This is a genomic window from Xanthomonas sp. WHRI 8393, assembly GCF_040203315.1.
In the GTDB taxonomy this organism is placed as follows: Bacteria; Pseudomonadota; Gammaproteobacteria; order Xanthomonadales; family Xanthomonadaceae; genus Xanthomonas; species Xanthomonas arboricola.
Genome location: NZ_JBEGGL010000002.1, coordinates 853,634 through 877,187, shown reverse-complemented (window position 1 = coordinate 877,187; position 23,554 = coordinate 853,634). Strand labels below are relative to the sequence as shown.

The window sequence follows — 23,554 nt, the reverse complement described above, 5'->3', positions numbered from 1 at the left end:
CTAAACCATTGATTCCTGGTGACCCCGGCCCGATTCGAACGGGCGACCTTCCCCTTAGGAGGGGGACGCTCTATCCAGCTGAGCTACGGGGCCAAGGTGGGCATTGTCGCACGATCGTTGCGATTGCCAAGCCGGCGGGTGGTCGGCGGAGCCTGCTAAAATCGGCGGCTACCCGTGTCGCGGGGGGCCGCTGGCCGCCACGCGACCGTCCCGACCTTTGGAGATCCCATGTCCGCTGACCTGCTCAAGGCGCTCGACCTCGCCGCGTCCAATTCCGGTACCTATCTTGGCGAGGCGACCTGGTCGCAGGCCACCGGCGCCGGGGTGCTGCAGCCGCTGAATCCGACCACCAACGCGGTGATCGCCGAGGTGCAGGCCACCACGCCGGAAGACTACGAGCTGATCGTCCAGCGTGCGCAGGCGGCCTTCAAGGTGTGGCGCACCACGCCTGCGCCGCACCGTGGCGAGGCGGTGCGCCTGTGTGGCGAGGCGCTGCGCGCGCACAAGGATGCGCTGGGCTCGCTGGTGGCGCTGGAAATGGGCAAGAGCAAGCCCGAGGGCGACGGCGAGGTGCAGGAGATGATCGACATCGCCGACTTCGCGGTCGGCCAGAGCCGCATGCTGTACGGCTACACCATGCATTCGGAGCGCCCGGGCCACCGCATGTACGAGCAGTACCAGCCGCTAGGTCTGGTCGGCATCATCAGCGCGTTCAACTTCCCGGTGGCAGTGTGGGCGTGGAATGCGTTCCTGGCGGCGATCTGCGGCGATATCTGCATCTGGAAGCCGTCCAACAAGACCCCGCTGACCGCGATCGCGACGATGAAGATCTGCAATGCGGCATTGAAGGACGCCGGCTTCCCGGACATCTTCTTCCTGATCAACGATGCCGGCACGGCGCTGTCGCAGAAGCTGGTCGAAGACGGCCGCGTGCCGCTGATCAGCTTCACCGGTTCGACCCAGATCGGTCGCGTGGTTGCGGAAAAGGTCGCGCACCGCCTGGGGCGTTGCCTGCTGGAGCTGGGCGGCAACAACGCCATCATCCTGGACGAGACCGCCGACCTGAAGCTGGCCATCCCGGGCATCGTGTTCGGCGCGGTGGGCACCGCCGGACAGCGCTGCACCACCACGCGCCGCCTGATCGTGCACGCATCCATCTACGACAACGTGCTGGCCACGCTGGTCAAGGCGTACAAGCAGCTCGACAGCAAGATCGGCGACCCGACCGACCCGGCAAACCTGATGGGCCCGCTCAACAGCCAGGGCGCGGTAGAGCAGTTCCTGGCCTCGATCGCCAAGGCCAAGGCCGCTGGCGGCACGGTCGAAGTGGGCGGCACCGCGATCGACCGCCCGGGCAACTTCGTGCTGCCTGCCATCGTCACCGGGCTGCAGAACAGCGACGCGGTGGTGCAGCACGAGACCTTCGCGCCGATCCTGTACGTGATGAAGTACAGCACGCTGGACGAGGCGATCGAGCTGCAGAACGGCGTGCCGCAGGGCCTGTCGTCGTCGATCTTCACCCAGAACCTGAAGGCGGCCGAGAAGTTCCTGTCGGCGGCCGGCAGCGACTGCGGCATCGCCAACGTCAACATCGGCACCTCCGGTGCGGAGATCGGCGGCGCGTTCGGCGGCGAAAAGGAGACCGGCGGTGGCCGCGAATCCGGCTCGGATGCGTGGAAGGTCTATATGCGTCGCCAGACCAATACGATCAACTACTCTGACTCGCTGCCACTGGCGCAGGGCATCAAGTTCGATCTTTGATCGATGTGCAGGCGCGCCGGGCATTGAGCCGGCGCGCTGTCGCAAGCGTACCGGAGCATGGCCGCCACGTTGCGCCTGCGTCCGGCTCAGCCAATCAGCGGCGGCTTGGTTCCGATGTCTTTGTCATTGGCAGTGCGCCACGCAGCCGCGCACGATCTCGGCACCCAACGTCTCATCGGCCGCTCGGTCCGATAGCGGGGCGACCAGACACGCAAGCCCTCCCATTCCGGTCAAAACCGGCCCCGCACCGCGTCTGGCCGCAGACGGCACGCCATTCGGGCGGCGGCTCTGGGATAATCGGCCCACGCCAGCCGTCGGCTGCCGCCACTTCAGGAGTTCATGATGAACGTCGTCGTTCGACAGACCAGTGCCATGGCCATCGTCAGCCTGGTCTCGGGCATTCTCGGCTGGACGCTGATCCCGTTCCTCGGCAGCCTCTGCGCCATCATCACCGGCCACCTGGCTCGCGGCGAAATCCGCCGCAATCCGCAGGGACTGGACGGCGACGGGCTGGCCATCGGCGGGCTGATTCTTGGCTGGCTGGCGGTCGCGCTCTGGGTGGCAGGGGTGGCGATCTTCATCCTGTTCTTCGGCGGCCTGGCCTGGCTTGCGGCCGCCAACAGTTGAGCATGGCCGCGCCCTCCTCCGCTCAACGCTTCAACGACCGCGTCGCGGCCTATGTGCGCTACCGGCCGAGCTATCCGCCGCAGCTGCTGCGCTGGCTGCACGAAGAGCTGGGCCTGACGCCGGCCACCGCGGTGGCCGATATCGGTGCCGGCACCGGCATCTCCAGCCGGCTGTTTCTGGAGGCCGGTTGTCCGGTCACTGCGGTGGAACCCAACCCGGCCATGCGCGCAGCCGCGCAGCAGTGGCTGGCGGAGTTCCCCAAGTTCCGCGCGGTCGACGGCACCGCCGAGGCCACCGGGCTGGCCGATGCCAGCGTCGGCTTGGTGTCCGCGGCGCAGGCCTTCCACTGGTTCGACGTGCAGGCGGTGCGTGCCGAGTGGGCGCGCATCCTGCAGCCCGGCGGGCTGGCGGTGATCTACTGGAACAGCCGCGAGCTGGACACCACCGACTTCCTGCGCGGCTACGAGCAACTGCTGCTGGACTACGGCACCGACTATTCGGCCGTGGCCGAACGCTATCAGGACGATGCCACCATGCAGGCGTGGTTCGGCGAAGGCTTCCGCGCGATGGCACGCTTTCCGAATGTGCAACGGCTGGACTTCGATGCCTTACGCGGCCGGCTGTTGTCTTCGTCGTATGCCCCGCTCGCGCATGACCCACGCCATGCCCCGATGCTCGCCGCGCTACGCACGCTGTTCGACGCGCATGCGCGCGACGGGCTGATCGACTTCCAATACCAGACCCGGGTGTTCGCCGGGGAATTGAACTGACCCGCATGTATTCGCTTGCCCGCCCCTTGCTGTTTTCCCTCGATGCCGAGCGCGCCCACGCGCTGGCATTGCGCTCCATCGATGTCGCCTACCGCACCGGCACCACGCCGCTGCTGGCCAAGCGCCCGGTGCCGCTGCCGACGCCGGCTTTCGGTCTGATGTTTCCCAACCCGGTCGGGCTCGGTGCCGGCCTGGACAAGAACGGCGAGCACATCGATGCGCTGCTCGCGCTGGGTTTCGGCTTCGTCGAGATCGGCACGGTGACGCCGCGGCCGCAGGAAGGCAATCCCACGCCGCGCATGTTCCGCTTGCCGGAATACCAGGCGGTGATCAACCGCATGGGCTTCAACAACCTGGGCGTGGACGTGCTGGTGGCCAACGTGCAACGCGCGCGGCGTCGCGGCGGCCTGCTCGGCATCAACATCGGCAAGAACAAGGACACGCCCAACGAGGAAGCCACCTGCGACTACCGCTATTGCATGGAGCGCGTATACCCGCTGGCCGACTACATCACCGTTAACATTTCTTCGCCCAACACTGCCGGCTTGCGCGAGCTGCAGGAAGAACAGGCGCTGCGCCGGCTGATCGCCGATCTGCGCGACACCCAGGAAGCCCTGGCCGCGCAACACGGCAAGCGCGTGCCGATGCTGGTGAAGGTGGCCCCGGATCTCAACGATCGCGACATCGATGCGGCCGCGCGCGTGCTGGCCGATCTGGCGGTGGATGGTGTGATCGCCACCAACACCACGGTGACGCGTACCCTGATCGCCAACCATCCGCTGGCTGCCGAGGCCGGCGGCCTGTCGGGCGCGCCGCTGCTGGGGCAATCCACGCTGGTGCTGCGCCGCCTGCGCGCGCGTCTGCCGGAGTCGATCCCGTTGATCGGCGTGGGCGGCATCAACTCCGGTGCGGATGCGGTGGCCAAGATGGCAGCCGGCGCGACGCTGGTGCAGTGCTACAGCGGCCTGGTGTATCGCGGGCCGCCGCTGATCGGCGAATGCGTGGACGCGATCCGTCGCCGCCGCGAAGCGCCCAGCGGCGGTGCGGTGTCGCCGCTATGAGCGATGCAACGCAGGCCGGCTGGCACTTGAGCGAACACGCGCCCCTGCGCGCGCTCAATACCTTTCATGTCGATGCCACGGCGCGCTGGTTGCTGAGCATCCACGCACCCGATGCCTTGCCGCAGGCGCTGGCAGCGCCGGAGATCGCCGGGCAACCGCTGCTGGTGCTGGGCAGCGGCAGCAACGTGCTGCTGGCCGGCGACCCACCGGGCTGCGTGCTGTGTTTCGAAAACCGCGACATCGCCATCATCGCGCACCACGCCGACCACGCCATCGTGCGCGCCGGTGCCGGCGTCAACTGGCACGCGCTGGTGCTGTATTCACTGCAGCAAGGCCTGTCGGGGCTGGAAAATCTGGCCTTGATTCCCGGCACCGTCGGCGCATGCCCGATCCAGAACATCGGCGCATACGGCGCGCAGGTGGGCGACTTCATCCATGTGGTGGACGCCTTCGATCTGCATGCCCAGCAGTTCGTGCGGCTGACCGCGGCCGAGTGCGCCTTTGCCTATCGCGACAGCGTGTTCAAGCAGCAGCCGGAGCGTTATCTGATCGTCGCGGTGGAATTCAATCTGCCGCTGCTGCACGAGTTGCGGCTGGACTACGCCGGTATCCGCGAGGAGCTGGCCAGCATGGGCGCCGACCTGGCCGGTGCCGCCGATGTGGCGCAGGCGGTGATCAACATCCGTCGGCGCAAACTGCCGGACCCGGATGTGCTCGGCAATGCCGGCAGCTTCTTCAAGAATCCCTTGCTGCCCAGCGAGCAGATTGCCGCGCTGCAGGCCACCTTTGCCGATATGCCGGTCTACCCCGGCGAACAGCCCGGCCAGGGCAAGTTGTCGGCGGCCTGGTTGATCGAGCAGTGCGGCTGGAAGGGCCGGCGCGAAGGCGATGCTGGAGTGTCGCCGGATCACGCCCTGGTGCTGGTCAACTACGGCACCGCCAGCGGTGCCCAGCTGCTGGACTTTGCGCGGCGCATCGCCGAATCGGTGCGCGAGCGTTACTCGGTGATCCTGGAGCCGGAGCCGCGCATCATCGGAGCGCATTGGTGATAGCGCAGCAGGCATCACGACGTGCTGCGCTGTGGATGCTCACCAGTACCTGCGCCTTCGGCCTGATGGCCATCTGCATCCGGCTGGCGTCGGGCACGATCGCCACCACCGAGATCGCGTTCTTTCGCAATGCGTTCGGGCTGTTGGCCCTGTTGCCGCTGATCCTGCGCGCCGGCAAGGCGCCGCGCACGCGGCAATTGCCGCAGTACCTGGCACGCACCCTGATCGGCCTGGCCTCGATGCTGTGCGGGTTCTGGGCGATCGGCCACCTGCCGTTGTCGCAGGCGATCTCGCTGTCGTATTCCACCCCGTTGTTCGTCACCGTGCTGGCCGTGGTGTGGCTGCACGAACAGGTGCGCCTGCGCCGCTGGCTGGCGGTGGCGGCCGGATTCATCGGCGTGTTGGTGATCCTGCGGCCAGGCTCGTCCACCTTTACGCCCGGTCTGCTGATTGCGCTGCTGGCAGCGGTGATCAGCGCCGTGGTGGCGATCCAGATCAAGCAGCTCTCGCGCAGCGACGACTCGGACACCGTGGTGTTCTACACCTATGTGTTCTGGGTGCCGATGTCGCTGATTCCGGCACTGTTTCAGTGGAGCTGGCCGCAGGGCATCGACTGGCTCTGGCTGGCGGCGACCGGCATCTTCGGCACCGCCGGCCAGCTGTTCTGGACGCGCGCGCTCAAGCTGGGCGAAGTCTCCGCACTGCAGCCAATCAGCTTCATGCAGCTGCCGCTGGTGGCGCTGCTGGGCTGGTGGCTGTTCGGCGAGGCGATCGAACACCATACCCTGATCGGTGCGGCCATCATCATCTGCGCCAATGTCTACATCGCCCATCGTGAAAGCGTGCTGGCACGTCGTGCCGCCACGCACGCACCGCTGGAAGGCGCAAAACCGGGCGAGTGATCGAGCGTCTGCGAGCGGCCTGACCGGCCCGCGCGGTGGCGTGGCGACGATGCCGACGTACACTGCGCTGGTACGCGCTCCCCGGCCATCGAAGGGGCGATGCGCACCCACTTCGTTGACTGTTCCAAGGTGAGGTCGGCATGCCGGTTCCAAGCAAAACCATCGGCCTGATCGGCGGCATGAGCTGGGAATCTACCCTGCCCTATTACCGCATCATCAACCAGCGGGTGCGCCTGGCCTGCGGCGGCCTGCATTCGGCCAGGCTGTTGCTGTACAGCGTCAATTTCCATGAGATCGAGCGCCTGCAACACGCCGGCGACTGGGACGGCGCAGGCCAGGCAATGGCGGCAGCGGCGCGCGCGCTGTATGCCGGCGGTGCCGACTTCCTGGTGCTGTGCACCAACACCATGCATTGCGTTGCCGATGCGATCACCTCCGCAACGCCGCTGCCCTTGCTGCATATCGCTGATGCCACCGCCGATGCGTTGATTGCGGCAGGCGTCACCCGTGTCGGGCTGCTCGGCACGCGTTTCACCATGGAACAGCCGTTCTATCGCGAGCGCCTGGCTGCGCGTGGCCTGCAGGTGCTGGTACCGCCGGCCGACGCACGTGCGCAACTGCATCGGGTGATCTACGACGAACTCTGCCAGGGCATCATCCGGCCGGAGTCGCGCGGCTATTTCCGCCAGGTCATGGCCGACCTCGGCCAGGAGGGTGCGCAAGCGATCATCCTGGGCTGCACCGAGATTTCGCTGCTGGTGGACAGCAGCGATGCGCAGCTGCCGTTGTTCGACACCACCGCACTGCATGCCGAAGCGGCGGCGCACGCAAGTGTGCGCGACTGATCGGCACCGAAGGCGCAGCCAGCGCGCCTTTCCCGAAGTGCATGCGCCTGGCCGTGGCGGGCAAGCGTGCAAGCTGCGCGTTGCCGCAGCAATAGCACGGATGACTCATACCTCACTGCTCCAGCACGCGCATGCGCGCGGGCACCTGCCACAGGATGTCATGCCTTGAAGACCCCTTCCGCAACAGGCACTGCACCCACAAGCCAGCTCACACGCGGCGACTACAAGACCCTGGCCCTGTCCGCGCTAGGCGGCGCGCTGGAATTCTACGACTTCATCATCTTCATCTTCTTCGCGACGGTGCTGGGAGAGCTGTTCTTTCCGCCGGGCATACCGGACTGGATGCGGCAGTTGCAGACTTTCGGCATCTTTGCTGCAGGCTACCTGATCCGTCCGCTGGGCGGGATCGTGATGGCGCACTTCGGCGACCTGCTCGGTCGCAAGCGCATGTTCGCGCTCAGCATCGGATTGATGGCCTTGCCGACGCTGGTCATCGGCGTGCTGCCGACCTACGCGCAGATCGGCCTGGCCGCCCCGCTCCTGCTGCTGACGATGCGGTTGCTGCAGGGCGCAGCCATCGGCGGCGAAGTTCCCAGTGCATGGGTCTTCGTCGCAGAGCACGTGCCTGCGCAACGCAGGGGACTGGCCTGCGGAACACTGACTGCCGGCCTGGCCGCCGGGGTGTTGCTCGGTTCGCTCAGCGCCGGGGCGATCAATCGCGCCTTCACGCCGCAGGAAATCGCCGACGACGCCTGGCGCCTGCCGTTCTTGGCCGGCGGCCTCTTCGGCCTGCTTTCCGTGTATCTGCGGCGCTGGCTGCACGAAACACCGGTGTTCGCCGAGCTGATGGCGATGCGTGCCGTCGCGCGCGAAACGCCGCTCAAGCTGGTGCTGCGCGATCATCCACGCAGTGTGGCGCAGTCGTTGTGGCTGACCTGGATGGTGGCAGCCGGGGTGCTGGTGGTGTCGTTGATGACGCCGACGCTGTTGCAGAGCGCGTACCACTACCCGGCAGCGGTCGCCTTGCAGGCCAACCTGCTCGCGGTCCTGCTGCAGGCGATCGGCTCGATCGTGGCCGGCGCCTTGTCCGATCGCTACGGCAACGGACGCGTGCTGCTTGCCGGCAGCGTGTTCCTGGGCGCCAGCGCCTGGCTGTTCTATCGCCTGGCCGGTGATCCGCAGTTGCTGTTCCCGCTGTACGCCCTGCTGGGCGCGGCGCTCGGCGTCCTGGGGGCGGTTCCGCGCGTCATGGTCGAAGCGTTTCCGCCGGTGGTGCGCCTGTCCGGCGTGTCGTTCGCCTATAACCTGGGCTATGCGGTATTCGGTGGCCTGACCCCGCTGGTGGTGGTGATGTTGCTCAAGCAACACCCGATGGGCCCGGCGTATTACATGATTCTGCTGGCCGCAATCGGCAGCGTGATCGGGCTGCAGTTGTGGCGCGGGGAGCGCGTACGTCGTTACTGAGTCGAACGCCGTGCCGGTCTGCGTCAGTCCCGGTCACACGCCTGCGCCGACCACCTTCGACGTCGGCCCGGCCGTACCCTCAGGCCGAGGTGAGATGGCGACGCCAATGCGGCCGCCGTGCGCCGCGAAACATCACCAGATACAGCCCGACCACCCATACCAGCGCGGCCGACCAGCCGCCCAGGATATCGGAAGGGTAATGCACGCCCAGGTAGATCCGCGACACACCGACCAGCACCGCGAACAGGCTGGCGGCAGTGGTCACCGGCCAGCGCCAGCGCGTGTTCCAGGCCAGCGCGATGACCACCGCAGCGAGCGTCATCGAGCCCATCGCATGCCCGCTGGGAAAGCTGAAAGTGCTTTCCGGGGCGATCGATTCCCACAGGCTCGGGCGGTCGCGCTGGAACACCTGCTTGGCGCCCATGTTCAACAAGGCCGAGCCGCCAAAGCCGAGTGCGGCAAAGGTTCCCTCGCGCCAGCGCCGCAACATCAGCAACACCAGCACGATGGCGACATCGGCCGGGATCACCCCGTACTGGTAGCCGATCTTGGAGACCACCCTGAAAAACGCATCCAGCCCCGGCGTGGCGATGCTGCGCATGCTCCACAGCAGGGGCTCGTCGAAATAGAAATTTTCCAGCTCGTGGACTTCGTCGGCCAGGTCGACGAACAAGCCCAACGGCAACAGCACGCCGGCAAACAGCAACGCCATGCGCCACGCATTGCTGCGCAGCCATCCCCTGAAACCGGCCGGCGATTCAGCCGGCGCGACGGACATAGGTGCGTTCGACGTACTGATCGATCAGATCGATGAACTCGTAGGCGATGTTTTCGCCACGCAAGGTGACGCTTTTTTCGCCATCGATGAACACTGGTGCCGACGGCGCCTCGCCGGTGCCCGGCAACGAGATGCCGATGTTGGCGTGGCGCGATTCGCCCGGCCCGTTGACCACGCAGCCCATCACCGCCAGGGTCATGTTTTCCGCGCCGGGGTTGCTGATCTTCCACTCCGGCATCTTGGCGCGCACGTGGTTCTGCACCACGCCGGCCAGTTCCTGGAAGAACTCGGAGGTGGTGCGGCCGCAGCCCGGGCAGGCCGTGACCATCGGCGTGAAGGCGCGCTGGCCGGTGGTCTGCAGCAGTTCCTGCGCGACGATCACTTCCTGGGTGCGCGACTGGCCCGGTTCCGGCGTCAGCGAGATGCGGATGGTGTCGCCGATGCCTTCCTGCAACAACACGCTCAGCGCCGCAGCCGAGGCCACGATGCCCTTGCTGCCGATGCCGGCCTCGGTCAGGCCCAGATGCAGCGCAAAGTCGCAGCGGCTCGCCATGTCGCGATACACCGCGATCAGCTCCTGCACACCGGATACCTTGGCCGACAGGATGATGCGCTCGCGCGCCAGCCCCAGTTCCACCGCGCGCTCGGCCGAATCCACTGCCGAACGGATCAAGGCCTCGCGCAGCACGCGGCCGGCATCCCAGGGGGTGTCGCGTTGCGAGTTCTCGTCCATCAGCTGCGCAGCCAGCGACTGGTCCAGCGAGCCCCAGTTGGCGCCGATGCGTACCGGTTTGTCGTACTTGATCGCGAACTCGATCAGCTGCGCGAACTGCAGGTCCTTCTTCTTGCCGAAGCCGACATTGCCCGGATTGATGCGGTACTTGGCCAGCGCTTCGGCGCAGGCCGGCTCGGCGGCGAGCAACTGGTGACCGTTGTAATGGAAATCGCCGATCAACGGCACCTCGATCCCCATCATGCGCAGCTTGTCGACGATGCGCGGAATGGCCGCAGCCGACTCTGCGTTGTTGACGGTCAGGCGCACCATTTCCGAGCCGGCGCGCCACAGGTCGGCCACCTGCTTGACGCTGCCGGCGATGTCGGCGGTATCGGTATTAGTCATCGACTGGACGACCACCGGGTGGCCGCCGCCCACAGTCACGCTGCCGATCTTGACGGCCTGGGTGATGCGGCGCGGCCAGGCGGTGGCGTCGGCGGGAGGGGTTGGGCGAGTCACGGCATCGTACATCGCGGTATTTTAGCCTGTCATCGGTCCGCTCACAGCTCAAGCGCTGCGCAGGCCGTCTTCCGGGCCGATGCGACGGTTTGTCGCAGGCCGCCACGCCCCCGAGCGCATAGCATTGCCGTGATGAATTCCTCAGACGCCTCCTTCCTGCGGACCCTGTGCAGCCTGCGCTGGCTGGCCACCGCCGGCCAGGCCGCCACCATCCTGGTCGCCACCGGCCTGATGGGCCTGGACCTGCCGCAGCAACCCTTGTGGGCCGGCGTGGCCGCACTGGCGGTGTTCAACCTGTATGCGCAACTGCGAGTGGCCCACCGTGGCGCGGTCAGCCCGGCCACCGAGTTCGGCCACATCCTGGTCGATGTCACCGTGCTGACCTGGATGGTGGGCTGGAGCGGCGGCATCGCCAACCCGTTCGGCTCGCTGTTCCTGGTGCTGATCGCGCTGGCCGCGCTGGCCCTGCCGCTGGGCTGGGCGATGGCCGTGGCGGCATCCTGTGTGGCCGGGTATGTGATCAGTGCAGCGTTCGGCCTGCCGCTGCCCTACGGCAGCTTCGACCCGCTCAGCCTGCACATGTGGGGCATGGCCGCCAACTTCCTGCTGTCGACGGTGGTGGTGCTGGCCTTCGCCACCCGGCTGGCCTTGTCGATGCGCGAACGCGAGCGCGAGATCTCCACGCTGCGCGAGCGATTTGCGCGTAACGAGGGCATCGTCGCGCTGGCCACGCACGCGGCCTCGGTGGCGCATGAACTCAACACGCCACTGGCGACGATGACCCTGCTGGTCGACGACATCGCCGACCAATGCGACCAGGGCGAATTGCGCGAGGATCTGGACACCCTGCGCGAACTGCTGGTGCAGTGCCACGAGCGCGTGCTGGCGCTGGCCGCACCGGCCGACAACGGCCACCTCAGCCGCGAGGTGGCGGTCAAGGACGTGCTGGAACAATGGCGGCTGGTACGCCCGACCATCGAGCTGCGCCGCAACGACGACGCACCGATGCGCCTGCTGCTGCAGCCCGGCGTCAGCCATCTGCTGATGGTGCTGCTCAACAATGCGGCCGATGCCGGCGAACGTGCCGGCCGGCCGCAGATCGATCTCACCCTGCGCGTGGAGCAGGACCATCTCAGCGGCGAAGTCCGCGACTATGGTCCGGGCTTCGACACCTCGCAGGCCATGTTGCCGGGCACCTTGTTCAACAGCGGCAAGCACGACGGCATGGGCGTCGGGCTGGCGCTCTCGCACGCCACCGTCGAGCGGCTGCAGGGCGAGTTGTGGATGCTGCCCGCCGAAGGCAGCGGCGCCCGCGTCGGTTTCCGTCTGCCGCTCTCCGAACACGAGGCACTCGCATGACAAGCACTCCCCTGCGTACCGGCCTGCTGGTCGACGACGACACCCTGTACCTGCGCACGCTGCAGCGCAGCCTCGCCCGCCGCGGCGTGGAAACCCTGACCGCCACCGACGCGGCCAGTGCCCTGTCGACCGCCCGCAGCGCCTTGCCCGATTTCGCCTTGATCGATCTCAAGCTCGGCCACGATTCCGGCCTGAGCCTGATCCAGCCGCTGCGCGAGATCCGCGCCGACATGCGCATCCTGCTGGTCACCGGCTATGCGAGCATCGCCACCGCGGTGGAGGCGATCAAGCTCGGCGCCGACGACTACCTGCCCAAGCCGGCCAATATCCCGACCATCATGCGGGCGCTGGGCGAAGAGGACGACGAGCTGCCGGAGCCGGACGAAGAAGAAACCGCGCGGGAAATGATGACACCGCTCAGCCGCCTGCAGTGGGAGCACATCCAGCAGGCGCTGCACGAAACCGGCGGCAATGTCTCCGCCGCCGCACGCCTGCTCGGCATGCACCGCCGCTCGCTGCAGCGCAAGCTGACCAAGCGGCCAAGCCCGGGGCCGTTACGCGAGCCCGGGCGTTGAGGCCTGGCATCGAGACGTTGAACCGTGGCGTTTTTCAGGCGCTACCCGAGGCTTGATCCATTCAACCATGGCGCTGTTTTTGGCGAGATCCGATACATAGCTCAAACGCTCGGTGAGTCGAGAGCGCGGTGCCCTCGCCGCTTGCGGGACACGCCGTGAATCCGTCCATGGAGGCTCCTTGGCGGCATCCATGCCGCCAAGGGTCCCGCAACCGGCAAGGACACCGCGCCAGACAGTTGGCCGGCTGCTTTCTTGAAAGCGTGTTGCTCGGCTTGCGGCAGCAGCTGCGACGTTTGCAGCTTGCGTGTTGAAAGCCCGTTTGCTGCTCGGCTTGCGACGCGAAAATAGTCAGAGGTTGATCGAACGCTTAGTGATCCGACCAACGCACGTCCTGTGTCATTTCCACTATGCACACCGACCATCTCGACGGGTCCTTGCCCGCCCACCGTCGCGGGACCTTACGCGGCAGGGATGCCGCGTAAGAGCCTACATGGACGTACTTGCGGCGTGTCCTGCGATGGTGGGCGGGCAAGGGCCCTGCAGCCAATTCACAGCGTCGAGAACACGGCGATGACACCGCACCGGTTGCCGGCTGTTTTGTTGAAAACCATGCACACCGACCATCTCGACGGGTCCTTGTCCGCCCACCGTCGCGGGACCTTACGCGGCATGGATGCCGCGTAAGAGCCTACAAGGACGTACTTGCGGCGTGTCCTGCGATGGTGGGCGGGCAAGGGCCCTGCAGACAAGCCGCAGCTCGGCAGCTAACTATCCACCCATCCCGAAAAACCAAAGACGCTGGCTGCAGGGCTTCACTCTCAACGTGGGCCGAACACGCTCGCCCTGCGCGAGGTCGCGGTGATGCCATCGGCGCCCAGGATCAAGTTGCGCCCCCAGCTGCTGAGGCGCGTGGCGTTCCAGCCGATTGCGATATCCAGCGATTGCGTGCTGCTGTCGTTGCCCGACCACGACCAGCCCAGATAGCCGACGTTGTAGTCGCGGGCACGGCGCATGATCGCTGCCTCGTCCACGTGCGCGCCGCGATGGTCTCCCCCGAACTCGCCGATCACCAGCGCCAGCTTTTTATCGCGGAAGGCGCGCAGATAATTGTTGACCGTCGCATCGCTGCCGAACACTTCGTACATGTGGACGCTGAAGATCAGGTTGCGGCGGCTGTCGCGCGCCAGCAACGCGGCAGCGTTGTCGCGCATGTAGAACTTCCAGTCCTGGCCCCAGTTCGGCGCATCCACCATCAGAGCGTGAGTCAATCCGGCCTTGCGCAATGCGGCGATTGCGGTTGCATGGCCGTTGACCCATTCGCTGGCGCTCAACTGATTGCCGAACGGCTCGTTGCCGATGTTGATGATGACCTGGTCTTCGTTGCCGATCAGCGCCTTGCGGATGCTGGTCCAGTACGCAGTAGCGTGGGCGAGGCCAGCGGCAGCGCCGTCTTCGCCATAGCCAGTGGTGTCGTGCACTTCCAGCACCGCGATCAGGCCCAGGCTTTTGCAACGCGCGATGATGCGCGACACCTCGGCCTCCGGCGTGCGGTTCCAGCGATAACCGGAACTGAGCACCACGCGCACGCTATTGGCGCCGGTGGCAGCGATGGCTGCCAGGGCCGCGTCGGTGCGGCTCGCGTACCAGGCATGCGGCAGATTGACGCCACGCAGGACCACGGTGTTGCCATTGGACTCACGCAGTTGTGTGCCGGACACCGACAGCCCCGCGTGCGCGGCAGACGACACTGCTAGGCCTGCAACGACCAGCAGCATGCGGTGGGCAAAACGAGACAACGGTGATTTCACGATCGATTTTTCCAGACAGGGGGAGGAGGACGAGCGATGGCGGCACACACAGTGCGCGTGAACACTGTGTCAATTTGACGTGCCAGCCGATGCAACCCCTGTCACATATCGAACAAGCGCCGAAACAAGTGCGCTGAACGATTACGTTGTTGTGGGGGACAAGGCAGGCGCACCCTCAGTCATCGGCGAGGGGGCGGCAATGTTTAGCGGTCGTGCGCCAGCGCCGACCACGACGCCGCACGTTTGCTTACATCACGCATGACGCGTGAGTCAGAGCGACCGTCGACCTGGCGCGTAGGCCGCCTCGTCATGCTGTGGCCTGATGCCATCGCACCGCTGTTGTCCCTGCAGCGGCGTTGGCGCAGCCATCGCGCGGCAATGCCGCCTCAACTGAACGCCACCTAGCAGCGTCGATCAAGGGATTACGCTTCAGGCCGATAGAAGCACATGCAATCCGTGCTTGCTCCTGCCAATTCCCCTCTTCCGCCCGTGGTCGACGAGTCGACCCGGTTGTCCGTCCTGCGTGGCCTGTGCCTGCTGGACTCGCCGCCGGACCCGGTGTTCGAGACCATCGCCGCCATGGCCGCCCGCAACCTGGGCGCAGAAATCGCGCTGGTGTCGCTGGTGGATGAGCATCGTCAGTGGTTCAAGGCCCGCATCGGCCTGGAACCGCAGGAAACGCCGCGCGACCAGGCGTTCTGCGCGCATGCGATCCGTGCCCCCGAGGTGATGGTAGTGCCCGACGCGCAACTGGATCCGCGCTTTTGCGACAACCCGCTGGTGCTGGGGCCACCCTTCATCCGCTTCTACGCCGGCGCGCCGCTGACGCTGCGCGACGGCCACCGCATCGGCACCTTGTGCGTGATCGGGACAAGCCCGCGTCCGGGCCTGGACGCCGAAGCGATCACCCAACTGGAAGGCCTGCGCGACCTGGCGGTGCTGCGGGTGGAAAACCTGCGCAGCACCACCTACCGCGACGGACCGACCGGGCTGCCCAATCGGTCGCGCTTTGCCGAAGACCTGGATGCCTGGCTGTCGCAACGCGATAGCGCGCCGGCCACTACCGCGGTGGCGGTCGACATCTGCGGCAGCGATTACTTCCGTGACATGGTCAAGGCGCTAGGCTGGGATTATGCCGACGGTTATGTGGCGATCGCGCAGCGTCGGCTGGCAGCGTATCTGCCCGCCGGCACCGCGCTGTATCGGCTGGACCCGACCACCTTCGGCTTTCTGGCCCAGGCCGAAACGCAGCGTCTGTCCGCGCTGTGCACCAAGGTCTCCAAGGCCTTTGCCGAGACGCTGGAACATCAGGGCATTCCGCATACCGCAGTGGCCTCGATCGGCGCGGTCTCGCTGCAGACCAGCTATGGCGCGGCCGACACCATCCGCTCACTGACCACCTCGGTGGACATCTCGCGCGAACGCGGCGTGCCGTGGAGCATGTACGAGCGCAAGCACGACGTGGCCCAGCGCAATACCTTCCGCCTGCTGGCTTCCCTGCCCGCCGCGCTGGACAGCGCCAGCCAGCTGCGCCTGCACTACCAGCCGCGCGTGGACCTGCACGATCACCGCTGCGTCGGAGTGGAGGCGCTGCTGCGCTGGCAGCATCCGATGATCGGCCCGGTGATGCCCGCCGACTTCGTGCCGATGGCCGAAAAAACCGCGTTGATCAACCGCATTACCGCCTGGGTCATCGACAACGGCATCGCCCAGGCCGCGCGCTGGCAGCAACAGGGCCTGGATTTCAACCTGGCCCTGAACGTGTCGGCCGCCGATCTGGACCGGCCCGGATTCGTCGGCCTGCTGCGGCGTGGCCTGGAGCGCCACAACCTGGATCCGCGCCGGCTGGAGATCGAATTCACCGAAAGCGCGATGATCCGCCACCCCGAGCATCTGGCCGAGCAATTGGCGGCCATCGCGGCGCTGGGCGTGCATATCGCCATCGACGACTTCGGCACCGGCTACAGCAATTTCAGCTATCTCAAGCAGCTGCCGGCCAGCTCGTTGAAGATCGATCAATCCTTCATCCGCTCATTGCCGGACAACCGCACCGACCGCACCCTGGTGCCGGCGATGATCCAGCTCGGCCACAGCCTGGGCCAGCGCGTGGTCGCCGAAGGCATCGAGTCGGCGGAGGCCTACGCGCAGCTGCGCACCTGGGGCTGCGACGAAGGTCAGGGCTACTGGATCGCCAAGCCGATGCCGGCGGCCGCACTGGAAACCTGGCTGCAGACGCCGTGGCATGAGCAGCTGGAAGCGCCGGTCAATCTGCTCGCTGCGAGCCTGGCCGCGGCGCGGGTGTAAGCGAAAGCAGCACAGCAGCCAAAACGCACGCGGCGCGACAACTGAGTGTCGCGCCGCGTGCGCACAACCAATTTCAGCGGACTGGCTGGGCGATTACCAGAACACCGCGTACAGCGCGACCAGGATCACCACCACCCCGATCGCACCGACCTTGAAGCCCAGCGTAGTGCCGTAGGCCACATCGTCGGTACGGATCAGGTCGCGTGCCTGGGTGGGCGCGGTCATCAACGACACCAGCACTGCCAGCACCAGCGCCGCCACGAACACCACGCCGATGCGGTCCATGAACGGCAGTTCCGGCCAGGCGAACTTGAGCGCGAACGACAGCACCACCGAGCCGATCGCCGCGGTCAGTGCGCCGGCCTCGTTGGCGCGCTTCCAGAACAGGCCAAGCATGAAGATCACCACCACGCCAGGCGTAAAGAAGCCGGTGAATTCCTGGATGAACTGGAAGCCCTGATCGAAGTTGCCCAGCAGCGGCCGCGCGGTCAGGATGCCGATCACCACCGCCACGATGGCCACGATGCGACCCACGCGCACCAGCTGCTTCTGCTCGGTCTGCGGGCGGAACTTGGCGTAGAAATCCAGGGTGAAGATCGTCGCCACCGAGTTGATCTTTGAAGCCAGCGAGGCCACGATCGCCGCCACCAGCGCCGCGAACACCAGGCCCAGGATGCCGGTCGGCAACAGCTGCATCATGGTCGGATAGGCCTGGTCGGGCTTGGCCAGGTCCGGCGCCAGCACCACCGCGGCGATGCCCGGCACCACGATCACCAACGGCATCAGCAGCTTCAGGAACGCGGCGAACACCATGCCCTTCTGCGCCTCGCCGATGTTCTTGGCCGCCAGCGCGCGCTGGATGATGTACTGGTTGAAACCCCAGTAACTGATGTTCATCACCCACAGACCGCCCAGCAGCACGCTCAGGCCGGGCAGGTCCTTGTAGAACGGGTTGTCCTTGCTCAGGATCATGTGGAAGTGCTCCGGGTGCGCACTCCACAGGTGCTTGAAGCCGGCCAGCACGCCGGCACCGTCGCCGATCCGTGCCAGGGTCAGTCCGGCCACCAGCAGGCCGCCCAGCACCAGCAGCGTGACCTGCACGATGTCGGTCAAGGCCACCGCTTTAAGACCGCCGTACAGCTGGTAGACCAGCGCGAACACGCCGATCAACGCCAGCGCCAGGGTCTGGTCCATGCCGGTGACCTGGCTGACCGCGATCGACCCCAGCCACAGGATCGAGGTGAGATTGACGAACACGTACAGCAGCAGCCAGAACACCGCCATCAGCGTGCGGATCCACTTGCCGTACCGCTGTTCCAGGAACTGCGGCATGGTGTAGATGCCGTTGCGCAGAAAGATCGGCAGGAAGAACTTGCCGACGATCAGCAGCGTCAGCGCGGCCATCCACTCGTAGGAGGCAATCGCCAGGCCGATCGCGTAGCCGGAACCGGCCATGCCGATGATCTGCTCGGCCGAGATGTTCGCGGCGATCAGCGAGGCGCCGATCGCCCACCACGGCAACGACTTGCTGGCCAGGAAGTAATCCTCGGCGCTCTTGCTGTGCCCTGCCTTCTCGCGCGAGACCCACTGCGCGAGCACGAAGATGCCGGTCAGATAGACCAGCACAATCACGATATCCAACGTCGCCAAACCCACTGCACTCTCCTGTCTGGCTCTGGGCCGAGCGTCGTGGACCGGACAGGTCTGCAGACTGCCGCCGCCCGCACTGCGTGCGTTGCGGCAGCGCGGCGAACCGCAGCTGCAGGCCGTCCCGGCCGATCGACGCGCGCGTCCCGCGGCGGCTGATGACACCACCGCTGAGGGTGGCCGCTTTGACACGTCGCCGGGGCCGGCGACGCATGTATGGGGTTGTTACCTGGGCATACCCGCAAGCGCGCCTGCGGGTGTGCTGCTTACTTGACCGGGCAGTCGAGCGTGACTTCGGCTTCGTTGAGCGCGCCCAGTGCGATCTTCGACACCGACAGGTCCAGCGCCGCAGCGCTTTCGATGCTGGCGACCTGGGTCAGCTTGGTCACATCCGCACCGGCCACCGCGAAGCACTTCAACGGCACGCCGACCACCTTCCACTGGCCCTGCGGCAGCGCGGCCAGGGTCTTCTGCGCATCGACGCGGCCGCCGCATTTGTCGCCACAGCCCACGCCCAGCCACACCGGCGCGGTCACCGCGCTGTCGCGGCGCACGGTCAGCTGCAACTGCACATCGCCGTTGCTCTCACGCGAGACATCGACCGGCTTGCCGGACACCAGCAATACGCTGGAGGCCTTGGCACCGGACCAGACCAGACGTCGTGCATCTTCCTGCGCCTTGTGGTCGACCGCGGTCATCTTCAGGCTGCCATCGGACAGACCCACCGGCAGCGTGGTGGCCGGCATGTTGGCCTGGCTGGCATTGGACAGCTGCATCGCAATGCCCAGTGCCGGCTTGCCGCGCACGAAGTACACCCCGCCCACCGACTGCTCGCCGGACACGCCCGATTCCTCTGGCAGCGCAGCCAGGTCGCCCTTGTCGGCGTAGGTCAGGCCGAAGCCGAACTTGAACTGCGGGTCGTAATCCTTCTGCCCGACGTTGTTGGCGAACTGCACCGCGGTCTTGGGCCAGGAGAAGCTCAGCTTGCCCTTGAAGTCGTTCTGTACCGTGCCATCGGCCTTGCGCAGCAGCACGTCGGCAATGCCCTCGCCTTCCGAACCGGGCAACCAGGCGGCGACGAAGGCATCGGCGGCATTGATGTATTGGTTCATCCACAACGGACGCCCGCTCAGGAACACAGCTACCACCGGGATGCCTTCGGCCTTGAGCTTCTTGATCAGCGCCAGCTCGCTCTCGTCGCCCGGCTTGTACAGCAGGGTGGCGATGTCGCCCTGGAATTCGGCGTACGGGTTCTCACCGAACACCACCACCGCCACGTCGGGCTTGGCCTTGTACGCACCATCGACTGCCAGCTCGGCCTTGCCGCCGGCGGCCTTGATCTGCTTGTCCAGGCCTTCCCAGATGGTATTGCCATTGGGGTAGTCGCTGCGCTTGGTGCCGGTGCCCTGCCAGTTCAGCGTCCAGCCGCCGGACTGCTTGCCCATGTCGTTGGCACCGTCGCCCAGCACCAGTACGCGCTTTTTTGGATCCAGCGGCAGGATGCCGGCCTGGTTCTTGAGCAGCACCAGCGACTCGCGCACCGCCTGGCGGGCGATCGCGCGGTGTTCCGGCGCGCCGAGCAATTCGTACTTGCCACCGAGCGGGCGCTTGGACGGCTTGCCGGCTTCGAACAGGCCCAGGCGCAGCTTGACGCGCAGGATCCGGCGCACCGCATCGTCCAGGCGCTCGGCCGAGATCTGGCCCGACTTCACTGCCGCCAGTTCGGTCTCGTAGATACCCTTCCAGCTGTCGGAGGCCATCGCCATGTCGACGCCGGCAATGAACGAGGCCGGGCAGTTTTCGTTGGTGCAGCCCTTGACCTGGCCGTGGCCATTCCAGTCGCCGACCACGAAACCGCCGAAGTTCATGCGGCCCTTGAGCACGTCGGTCAGCATGACCTTGTTGCCGTGCATCTTCTCGCCGTTGAAGCTGTTGAACGAGGCCATCACCGTCTGCGCACCGGCCGCGATCGCCGGCGGGTAACCGGCCGCGTGGATATCGCGCATGGTGGCTTCGGACACCTTGGTGTCGCCCTGGTCCTTGCCGTCGGTGGTGCCGCCGTCGCCGACGAAATGCTTCACCGAGGAAATCACGTGGCTGCCATCGAGGAACTGCGGGGTGCCCGGCACGCCCTGAACGCCTTCGACCATCTTGCCGGCGAAGCTGGCCACCACGTCCGGCGACTCGGAATAGCCTTCGTAGCTGCGGCCCCAGCGGTCGTCCTGCGGCACCGCCACGGTCGGCGCGAAGGTCCACTCCATGCCGGTGACGCGGGTTTCGGCGGCGGTGACTTCGCCGATCTGCTTGATCAGCTCCGGGTTGCGCGTGGCGCCCAGGCCGATGTTGTGCGGGAACAGCGTGGCGCCGACGATGTTGCTCTGGCCGTGCACCGCATCGATGCCGAAGATGATCGGAATCGCGTTGCCGCCCTTGGAGGTGTCCATCGACGCTTCATAGAAGGCGTCGGCCAGCTTCAACCACTCGGCCGGGCTGGCGTCGTACTTGCCGCCTGGATCGGAATTGCCGCCGGCCAGCACCGAGCCGATGCGGTACTTGCGCACATCGTCCGGGGTCATGCTGGCGATGTCGCCCTGGATGGTCTGCGCGACCTTCTCTTCGACGCTCATCTTGGCCATCACATCGGTGATGCGCTGCTCCAGGGCCTGGTCCTGGGCGAACGGCCACTTCGGCGACGGCCACTGGTCGGGATGGATCGTGGTGGACGCCTCGGCAGGTGCGGCGGCCGGTGCGGTCTTGCTCGCCTCGGCAGCGGTGTCCTTGCCTTGGCAGGCGGCCAGCATCAGCACCGCTGCGGCGGTGGCCAGAGAGAGGGCACGACGCGCCACGGGCGCGGCGGTACGACGAAGCAGCTTGTCCAAGATTCAGGTCTCCAGGTGGTTCTCCCCACGGCGATGCGTGACGCCGCAGGCCATTAGGCGGCGTACGCTTGCGTGATTCCCCTACCCTGTCAACAACACGCGCTTGTATGCCAAACGCCGGCCAACTTATTGGCCCGGGCTATAGGCTTGGAATACCGGCAGCACCTGTCAAACCACGGCAAAGCGCCGAATCCGGCGTGGCGCTTGATCTTTCGCGGCGGCACAGTTTGCTGCAATGCACCACTGCCCGCGATCACCATTGCGCAGCTCCTGTCACCTGTACGCGCGTTGCTGGGTTCGCTTGTTGCACCGTGTACGAACGCCCGCCAACGGGTGAGCTCGCCGTCAAACAACTGTCATACCCCGGGCCTAGCGTGACTGGCTTGCCGATGCGCCACCGGCCATCGTCGATCGTCGTCTTTGCCTGGAGTTTCGATGTCTGCCTCCCCCGATCCCGCCCGCCGCCGCCTGATGCAGTTGCTGGCGTCCGTCCCGCTGTTGCCGCTGGGCAGCGCCAGCGCCGCCGCCCTGCAACACCTCGGCGGCGCGGCACTGGCCGCACACCCGTTGCGGCCGTCGGACAACCCGACCCAGCTGGTGTCGGCCACCTTCCATGGCATGCCCGCACCCAGCCTGGCCAACCCCGCGGCGATGGCCACCACCACGGTGGGGTCGGCGCTGACGGTGGCGCGCAGCGACGGCAGCACCCAGCGTTATGCGCTTGCGTACCACCCGTTCTTCGTCACCGGCGACCAGGTGCCCGACGGCAAGGGCGGCACCGTGCTGGCCGGTGGCTATTACGACATCCAGCATCGGCCGATCATCGACCGCTCCAAACCCGGTGCCGAACGCCCGTTCTTTTCCGATTGCCCGGACGGCTCCTCGCTGCTGACCCTGCCCGATGCCAAGGTGCCCGGGGTCAAGGGCAACCACGTGTTTGCGGTGGTGCAGTTCGAATACACCACCCGCGACCAGGCCGGCAACGACACCAACCGCCACCTGCCCGCGCCGATCGCGGTGCTGACGCTGGATCAGGACCCGGCCACCGGCAAGCTGTCGCTGGTGAAATACCACAACGTCGACACCGCGCCGGTGCACGGGCTGTGGACCACCTGCGGCGCCAGCCTGTCGCCGTGGAATACCCACCTGTCCAGCGAAGAGTACGAACCCGACGCCACCGCGCTGGCCGGCAACACCCAGTTCCGCAGCTACAGCACACATCTGTACGGCGACCCGGAAAAAGCCAATCCGTATCACTACGGCCACCTGCCCGAAATCACCGTGCACCCGGACGGCACCGGGAGCGTGCGCAAGCACTACTGCCTGGGCCGCATCTCGCACGAGCTGGTGCAGGTGATGCCCGACCAGCGCACCGTGCTGATGGGCGACGACGCCACCAATGGCGGTCTTTTCATGTTCATCGCCGACCGCAAGGCGGACCTGTCGGCCGGCACCTTGTACGTGGGCAAGTGGCAGCAGACCTCGGGCGTGGGCCCGGGCGCGGCCACGTTGCGCTGGATCAAGCTCGGCCACGCCACCAGTGCCGAGATCCAGGCCATGGCCGACCGCCTGACCGCCGCCGACATCCTCGACGTGCATCTGAGCGACCCGGGCGATGCCTCGTTTACCAAGATCCCGTTCAACGGCACCTTCAACTGGATCCGCATCAAGCCGGGCATGGAGAAGGCGGCGACTTATCTGGAAACCCATCGCTACGCGGCGCTGGCCGGCGGCAGCCTGGGCTTCACCAAGCTCGAAGGCACCACCGTCAACGCGCGCGACAAGATTGCCTACATGGCGATGTCCTACATCGTCACCAGCATGCGCAACGGCTCGGGCGACGTGAAGGTGGAAGGCCCGGATGCGGGTGCGGTGTACGCCCTGAATCTGCGTGGCGGCCAGCGCGACAACCACGGCGCGCCGATCCACAGCGACTGGGTGCCGATCGACATGGCCGCACCGGCCGCACTCACCGGCCACGATCTGGCCAAGGCCGACGCGCTGGGCAACCTGGCCGACCCGGAACGGCTGGCCAACCCGGACAACCTCAAGTTCTCCGAAGCGCTACGCACCTTGTTCATCGGCGAAGACAGCAGCCTGCACGTGAACAATTTCCTGTGGGCCTACAACGTGGACAGCGGCACGCTGACGCGGGTGCTGTCGGTGCCGGCCGGCGCCGAATCCACCGGCCTGCATGCGGTCGACCAGATCCACGGCTGGACCTACGTGATGAGCAATTTCCAGCATCCCGGCGACTGGGAAAGCCCCCTGCACGACACCGTCAAGGCCACGCTGGATCCGCTGATCCGCGCCAACTACAAGAACCGTTTCGGCGCGGCGGTGGGCTACCTCACCGGCGACCCGGTGGCGGTGAAGCTGGGCAAGGCGTAAGCGCCGCCGTTGCAGTTGCAGCGCCGCGTGACGCTACAGCTCACACGTGCAGCATGGCGTTATCGCTGCTGTCGCAAGGGCCAGTAGGAGCGCACCTGGG

17 protein-coding genes and 1 tRNA gene are annotated in these 23,554 nt (G+C 66.4%); 12 read left to right on the top strand and 6 right to left on the bottom strand.

All coding sequences use genetic code 11. The annotated features are described in order from the left end of the window. Positions 1-16 precede the first annotated feature (16 nt). A tRNA-Arg gene (locus tag ABQ137_RS09895) sits at positions 17-93 on the bottom strand. Between the two features lie 135 nt (positions 94-228). Here ABQ137_RS09895 and amaB point away from each other — a divergent pair. The 8 genes from amaB to ABQ137_RS09855 all read left to right on the top strand — a co-directional run bounded on the left by amaB (position 229) and on the right by ABQ137_RS09855 (position 8,479). Beyond that, positions 229-1,761 carry an L-piperidine-6-carboxylate dehydrogenase gene (amaB, locus tag ABQ137_RS09890; RefSeq protein WP_184517240.1) on the top strand — a complete coding sequence of 511 codons (1,533 nt, stop codon included), beginning with the start codon at positions 229-231 and terminating at the stop codon, positions 1,759-1,761. Between the two features lie 342 nt (positions 1,762-2,103). After that, positions 2,104-2,388: a DUF4190 domain-containing protein gene (locus tag ABQ137_RS09885; protein ID WP_016903110.1), complete on the top strand. Its 285-nt coding sequence runs from the start codon at positions 2,104-2,106 to the stop codon at positions 2,386-2,388. Between the two features lie 2 nt (positions 2,389-2,390). After that, positions 2,391-3,158 carry a class I SAM-dependent methyltransferase gene (locus tag ABQ137_RS09880; RefSeq protein ID WP_349782224.1) on the top strand — a complete coding sequence of 256 codons (768 nt, stop codon included), beginning with the start codon at positions 2,391-2,393 and terminating at the stop codon, positions 3,156-3,158. A 5-nt stretch (positions 3,159-3,163) separates the two neighbouring features. Beyond that, a complete protein-coding gene (locus ABQ137_RS09875) occupies positions 3,164-4,219 on the top strand; it encodes a quinone-dependent dihydroorotate dehydrogenase (protein WP_184517234.1) in 1,056 nt (351 codons plus the stop codon). Then, entirely contained in the window at positions 4,216-5,268 is a 1,053-nt protein-coding gene (gene murB / locus ABQ137_RS09870; protein ID WP_046342397.1) for a UDP-N-acetylmuramate dehydrogenase, read from the top strand. Before ABQ137_RS09875 ends, murB begins: the two co-directional genes overlap by 4 nt. Continuing rightward, on the top strand, positions 5,262-6,170 hold the full coding sequence (locus ABQ137_RS09865) for a DMT family transporter (RefSeq protein ID WP_184517231.1): 909 nt from the start codon (positions 5,262-5,264) through the stop codon (positions 6,168-6,170). Before murB ends, ABQ137_RS09865 begins: the two co-directional genes overlap by 7 nt. A gap of 140 nt (positions 6,171-6,310) precedes the next feature. Further along, positions 6,311-7,015, top strand: a complete 705-nt coding sequence (locus tag ABQ137_RS09860; protein WP_184517228.1) for an aspartate/glutamate racemase family protein — start codon at positions 6,311-6,313, stop codon at positions 7,013-7,015. Positions 7,016-7,180: 165 nt separating this feature from the next. Then, entirely contained in the window at positions 7,181-8,479 is a 1,299-nt protein-coding gene (locus tag ABQ137_RS09855; protein WP_184517225.1) for an MFS transporter, read from the top strand. A gap of 79 nt (positions 8,480-8,558) precedes the next feature. Here the strand turns inward: ABQ137_RS09855 and ABQ137_RS09850 are convergent, their stop codons facing one another. Together ABQ137_RS09850 and ispG are read right to left on the bottom strand one after the other, a co-directional pair. Next, entirely contained in the window at positions 8,559-9,257 is a 699-nt protein-coding gene (locus ABQ137_RS09850) for a phosphatase PAP2 family protein (protein WP_184517222.1), read from the bottom strand. Further along, entirely contained in the window at positions 9,238-10,503 is a 1,266-nt protein-coding gene (ispG, locus tag ABQ137_RS09845) for a flavodoxin-dependent (E)-4-hydroxy-3-methylbut-2-enyl-diphosphate synthase (RefSeq protein ID WP_024940821.1), read from the bottom strand. Before ispG ends, ABQ137_RS09850 begins: the two co-directional genes overlap by 20 nt. Before the next feature lie 120 nt (positions 10,504-10,623). On the opposite strand from ispG, the gene ABQ137_RS09840 reads away from it, so the two are divergent. Both ABQ137_RS09840 and ABQ137_RS09835 read left to right on the top strand, forming a co-directional pair. Further along, entirely contained in the window at positions 10,624-11,850 is a 1,227-nt protein-coding gene (locus ABQ137_RS09840) for an ATP-binding protein (RefSeq protein ID WP_016903101.1), read from the top strand. Continuing rightward, entirely contained in the window at positions 11,847-12,425 is a 579-nt protein-coding gene (locus ABQ137_RS09835; protein ID WP_016903100.1) for a response regulator transcription factor, read from the top strand. Before ABQ137_RS09840 ends, ABQ137_RS09835 begins: the two co-directional genes overlap by 4 nt. 818 nt (positions 12,426-13,243) lie before the next feature. Here the strand turns inward: ABQ137_RS09835 and ABQ137_RS09830 are convergent. Continuing rightward, the gene (locus ABQ137_RS09830; RefSeq protein WP_046342393.1) at positions 13,244-14,200 is read right to left on the bottom strand and encodes a glycoside hydrolase family 5 protein; all 957 of its coding nucleotides are present in this window, start codon (positions 14,198-14,200) and stop codon (positions 13,244-13,246) included. 480 nt (positions 14,201-14,680) lie between these two features. Here ABQ137_RS09830 and ABQ137_RS09825 point away from each other — a divergent pair, with 480 nt between their 5' ends. After that, positions 14,681-16,537, top strand: coding sequence for a putative bifunctional diguanylate cyclase/phosphodiesterase (locus ABQ137_RS09825; RefSeq protein WP_126966403.1), 1,857 nt, complete (start codon positions 14,681-14,683; stop codon positions 16,535-16,537). A 93-nt stretch (positions 16,538-16,630) separates the two neighbouring features. On the opposite strand, the gene ABQ137_RS09820 is transcribed toward ABQ137_RS09825, so the two are convergent. Together ABQ137_RS09820 and ABQ137_RS09815 are read right to left on the bottom strand one after the other, a co-directional pair. Next, entirely contained in the window at positions 16,631-18,193 is a 1,563-nt protein-coding gene (locus ABQ137_RS09820) for a sodium/sugar symporter (protein ID WP_039815756.1), read from the bottom strand. A 257-nt stretch (positions 18,194-18,450) separates the two neighbouring features. Further along, positions 18,451-21,063 carry a glycoside hydrolase family 3 protein gene (locus ABQ137_RS09815; protein WP_349782218.1) on the bottom strand — a complete coding sequence of 871 codons (2,613 nt, stop codon included), beginning with the start codon at positions 21,061-21,063 and terminating at the stop codon, positions 18,451-18,453. Between the two features lie 435 nt (positions 21,064-21,498). Here ABQ137_RS09815 and ABQ137_RS09810 point away from each other — a divergent pair, with 435 nt between their 5' ends. Continuing rightward, a complete protein-coding gene (locus tag ABQ137_RS09810; protein WP_026064900.1) occupies positions 21,499-23,454 on the top strand; it encodes a PhoX family protein in 1,956 nt (651 codons plus the stop codon). Positions 23,455-23,554 lie beyond the last annotated feature (100 nt).

Coding starts and splice junctions, on each gene's coding strand:
- ABQ137_RS09810 (WP_026064900.1), top strand. CDS start 21,499: ATGTCTGCCTCCCCCGATCCCGCCCGCCGCCGCCTGATGCAGTTGCTG.
- amaB (WP_184517240.1), top strand. CDS start 229: ATGTCCGCTGACCTGCTCAAGGCGCTCGACCTCGCCGCGTCCAATTCC.
- murB (WP_046342397.1), top strand. CDS start 4,216: ATGAGCGATGCAACGCAGGCCGGCTGGCACTTGAGCGAACACGCGCCC.
- ABQ137_RS09860 (WP_184517228.1), top strand. CDS start 6,311: ATGCCGGTTCCAAGCAAAACCATCGGCCTGATCGGCGGCATGAGCTGG.
- ABQ137_RS09835 (WP_016903100.1), top strand. CDS start 11,847: ATGACAAGCACTCCCCTGCGTACCGGCCTGCTGGTCGACGACGACACC.
- ABQ137_RS09840 (WP_016903101.1), top strand. CDS start 10,624: ATGAATTCCTCAGACGCCTCCTTCCTGCGGACCCTGTGCAGCCTGCGC.
- ABQ137_RS09830 (WP_046342393.1), bottom strand. CDS start 14,200: ATGCTGCTGGTCGTTGCAGGCCTAGCAGTGTCGTCTGCCGCGCACGCG.
- ABQ137_RS09850 (WP_184517222.1), bottom strand. CDS start 9,257: ATGTCCGTCGCGCCGGCTGAATCGCCGGCCGGTTTCAGGGGATGGCTG.
- ABQ137_RS09880 (WP_349782224.1), top strand. CDS start 2,391: ATGGCCGCGCCCTCCTCCGCTCAACGCTTCAACGACCGCGTCGCGGCC.
- ABQ137_RS09885 (WP_016903110.1), top strand. CDS start 2,104: ATGAACGTCGTCGTTCGACAGACCAGTGCCATGGCCATCGTCAGCCTG.
- ABQ137_RS09825 (WP_126966403.1), top strand. CDS start 14,681: ATGCAATCCGTGCTTGCTCCTGCCAATTCCCCTCTTCCGCCCGTGGTC.
- ABQ137_RS09875 (WP_184517234.1), top strand. CDS start 3,164: ATGTATTCGCTTGCCCGCCCCTTGCTGTTTTCCCTCGATGCCGAGCGC.
- ispG (WP_024940821.1), bottom strand. CDS start 10,503: ATGTACGATGCCGTGACTCGCCCAACCCCTCCCGCCGACGCCACCGCC.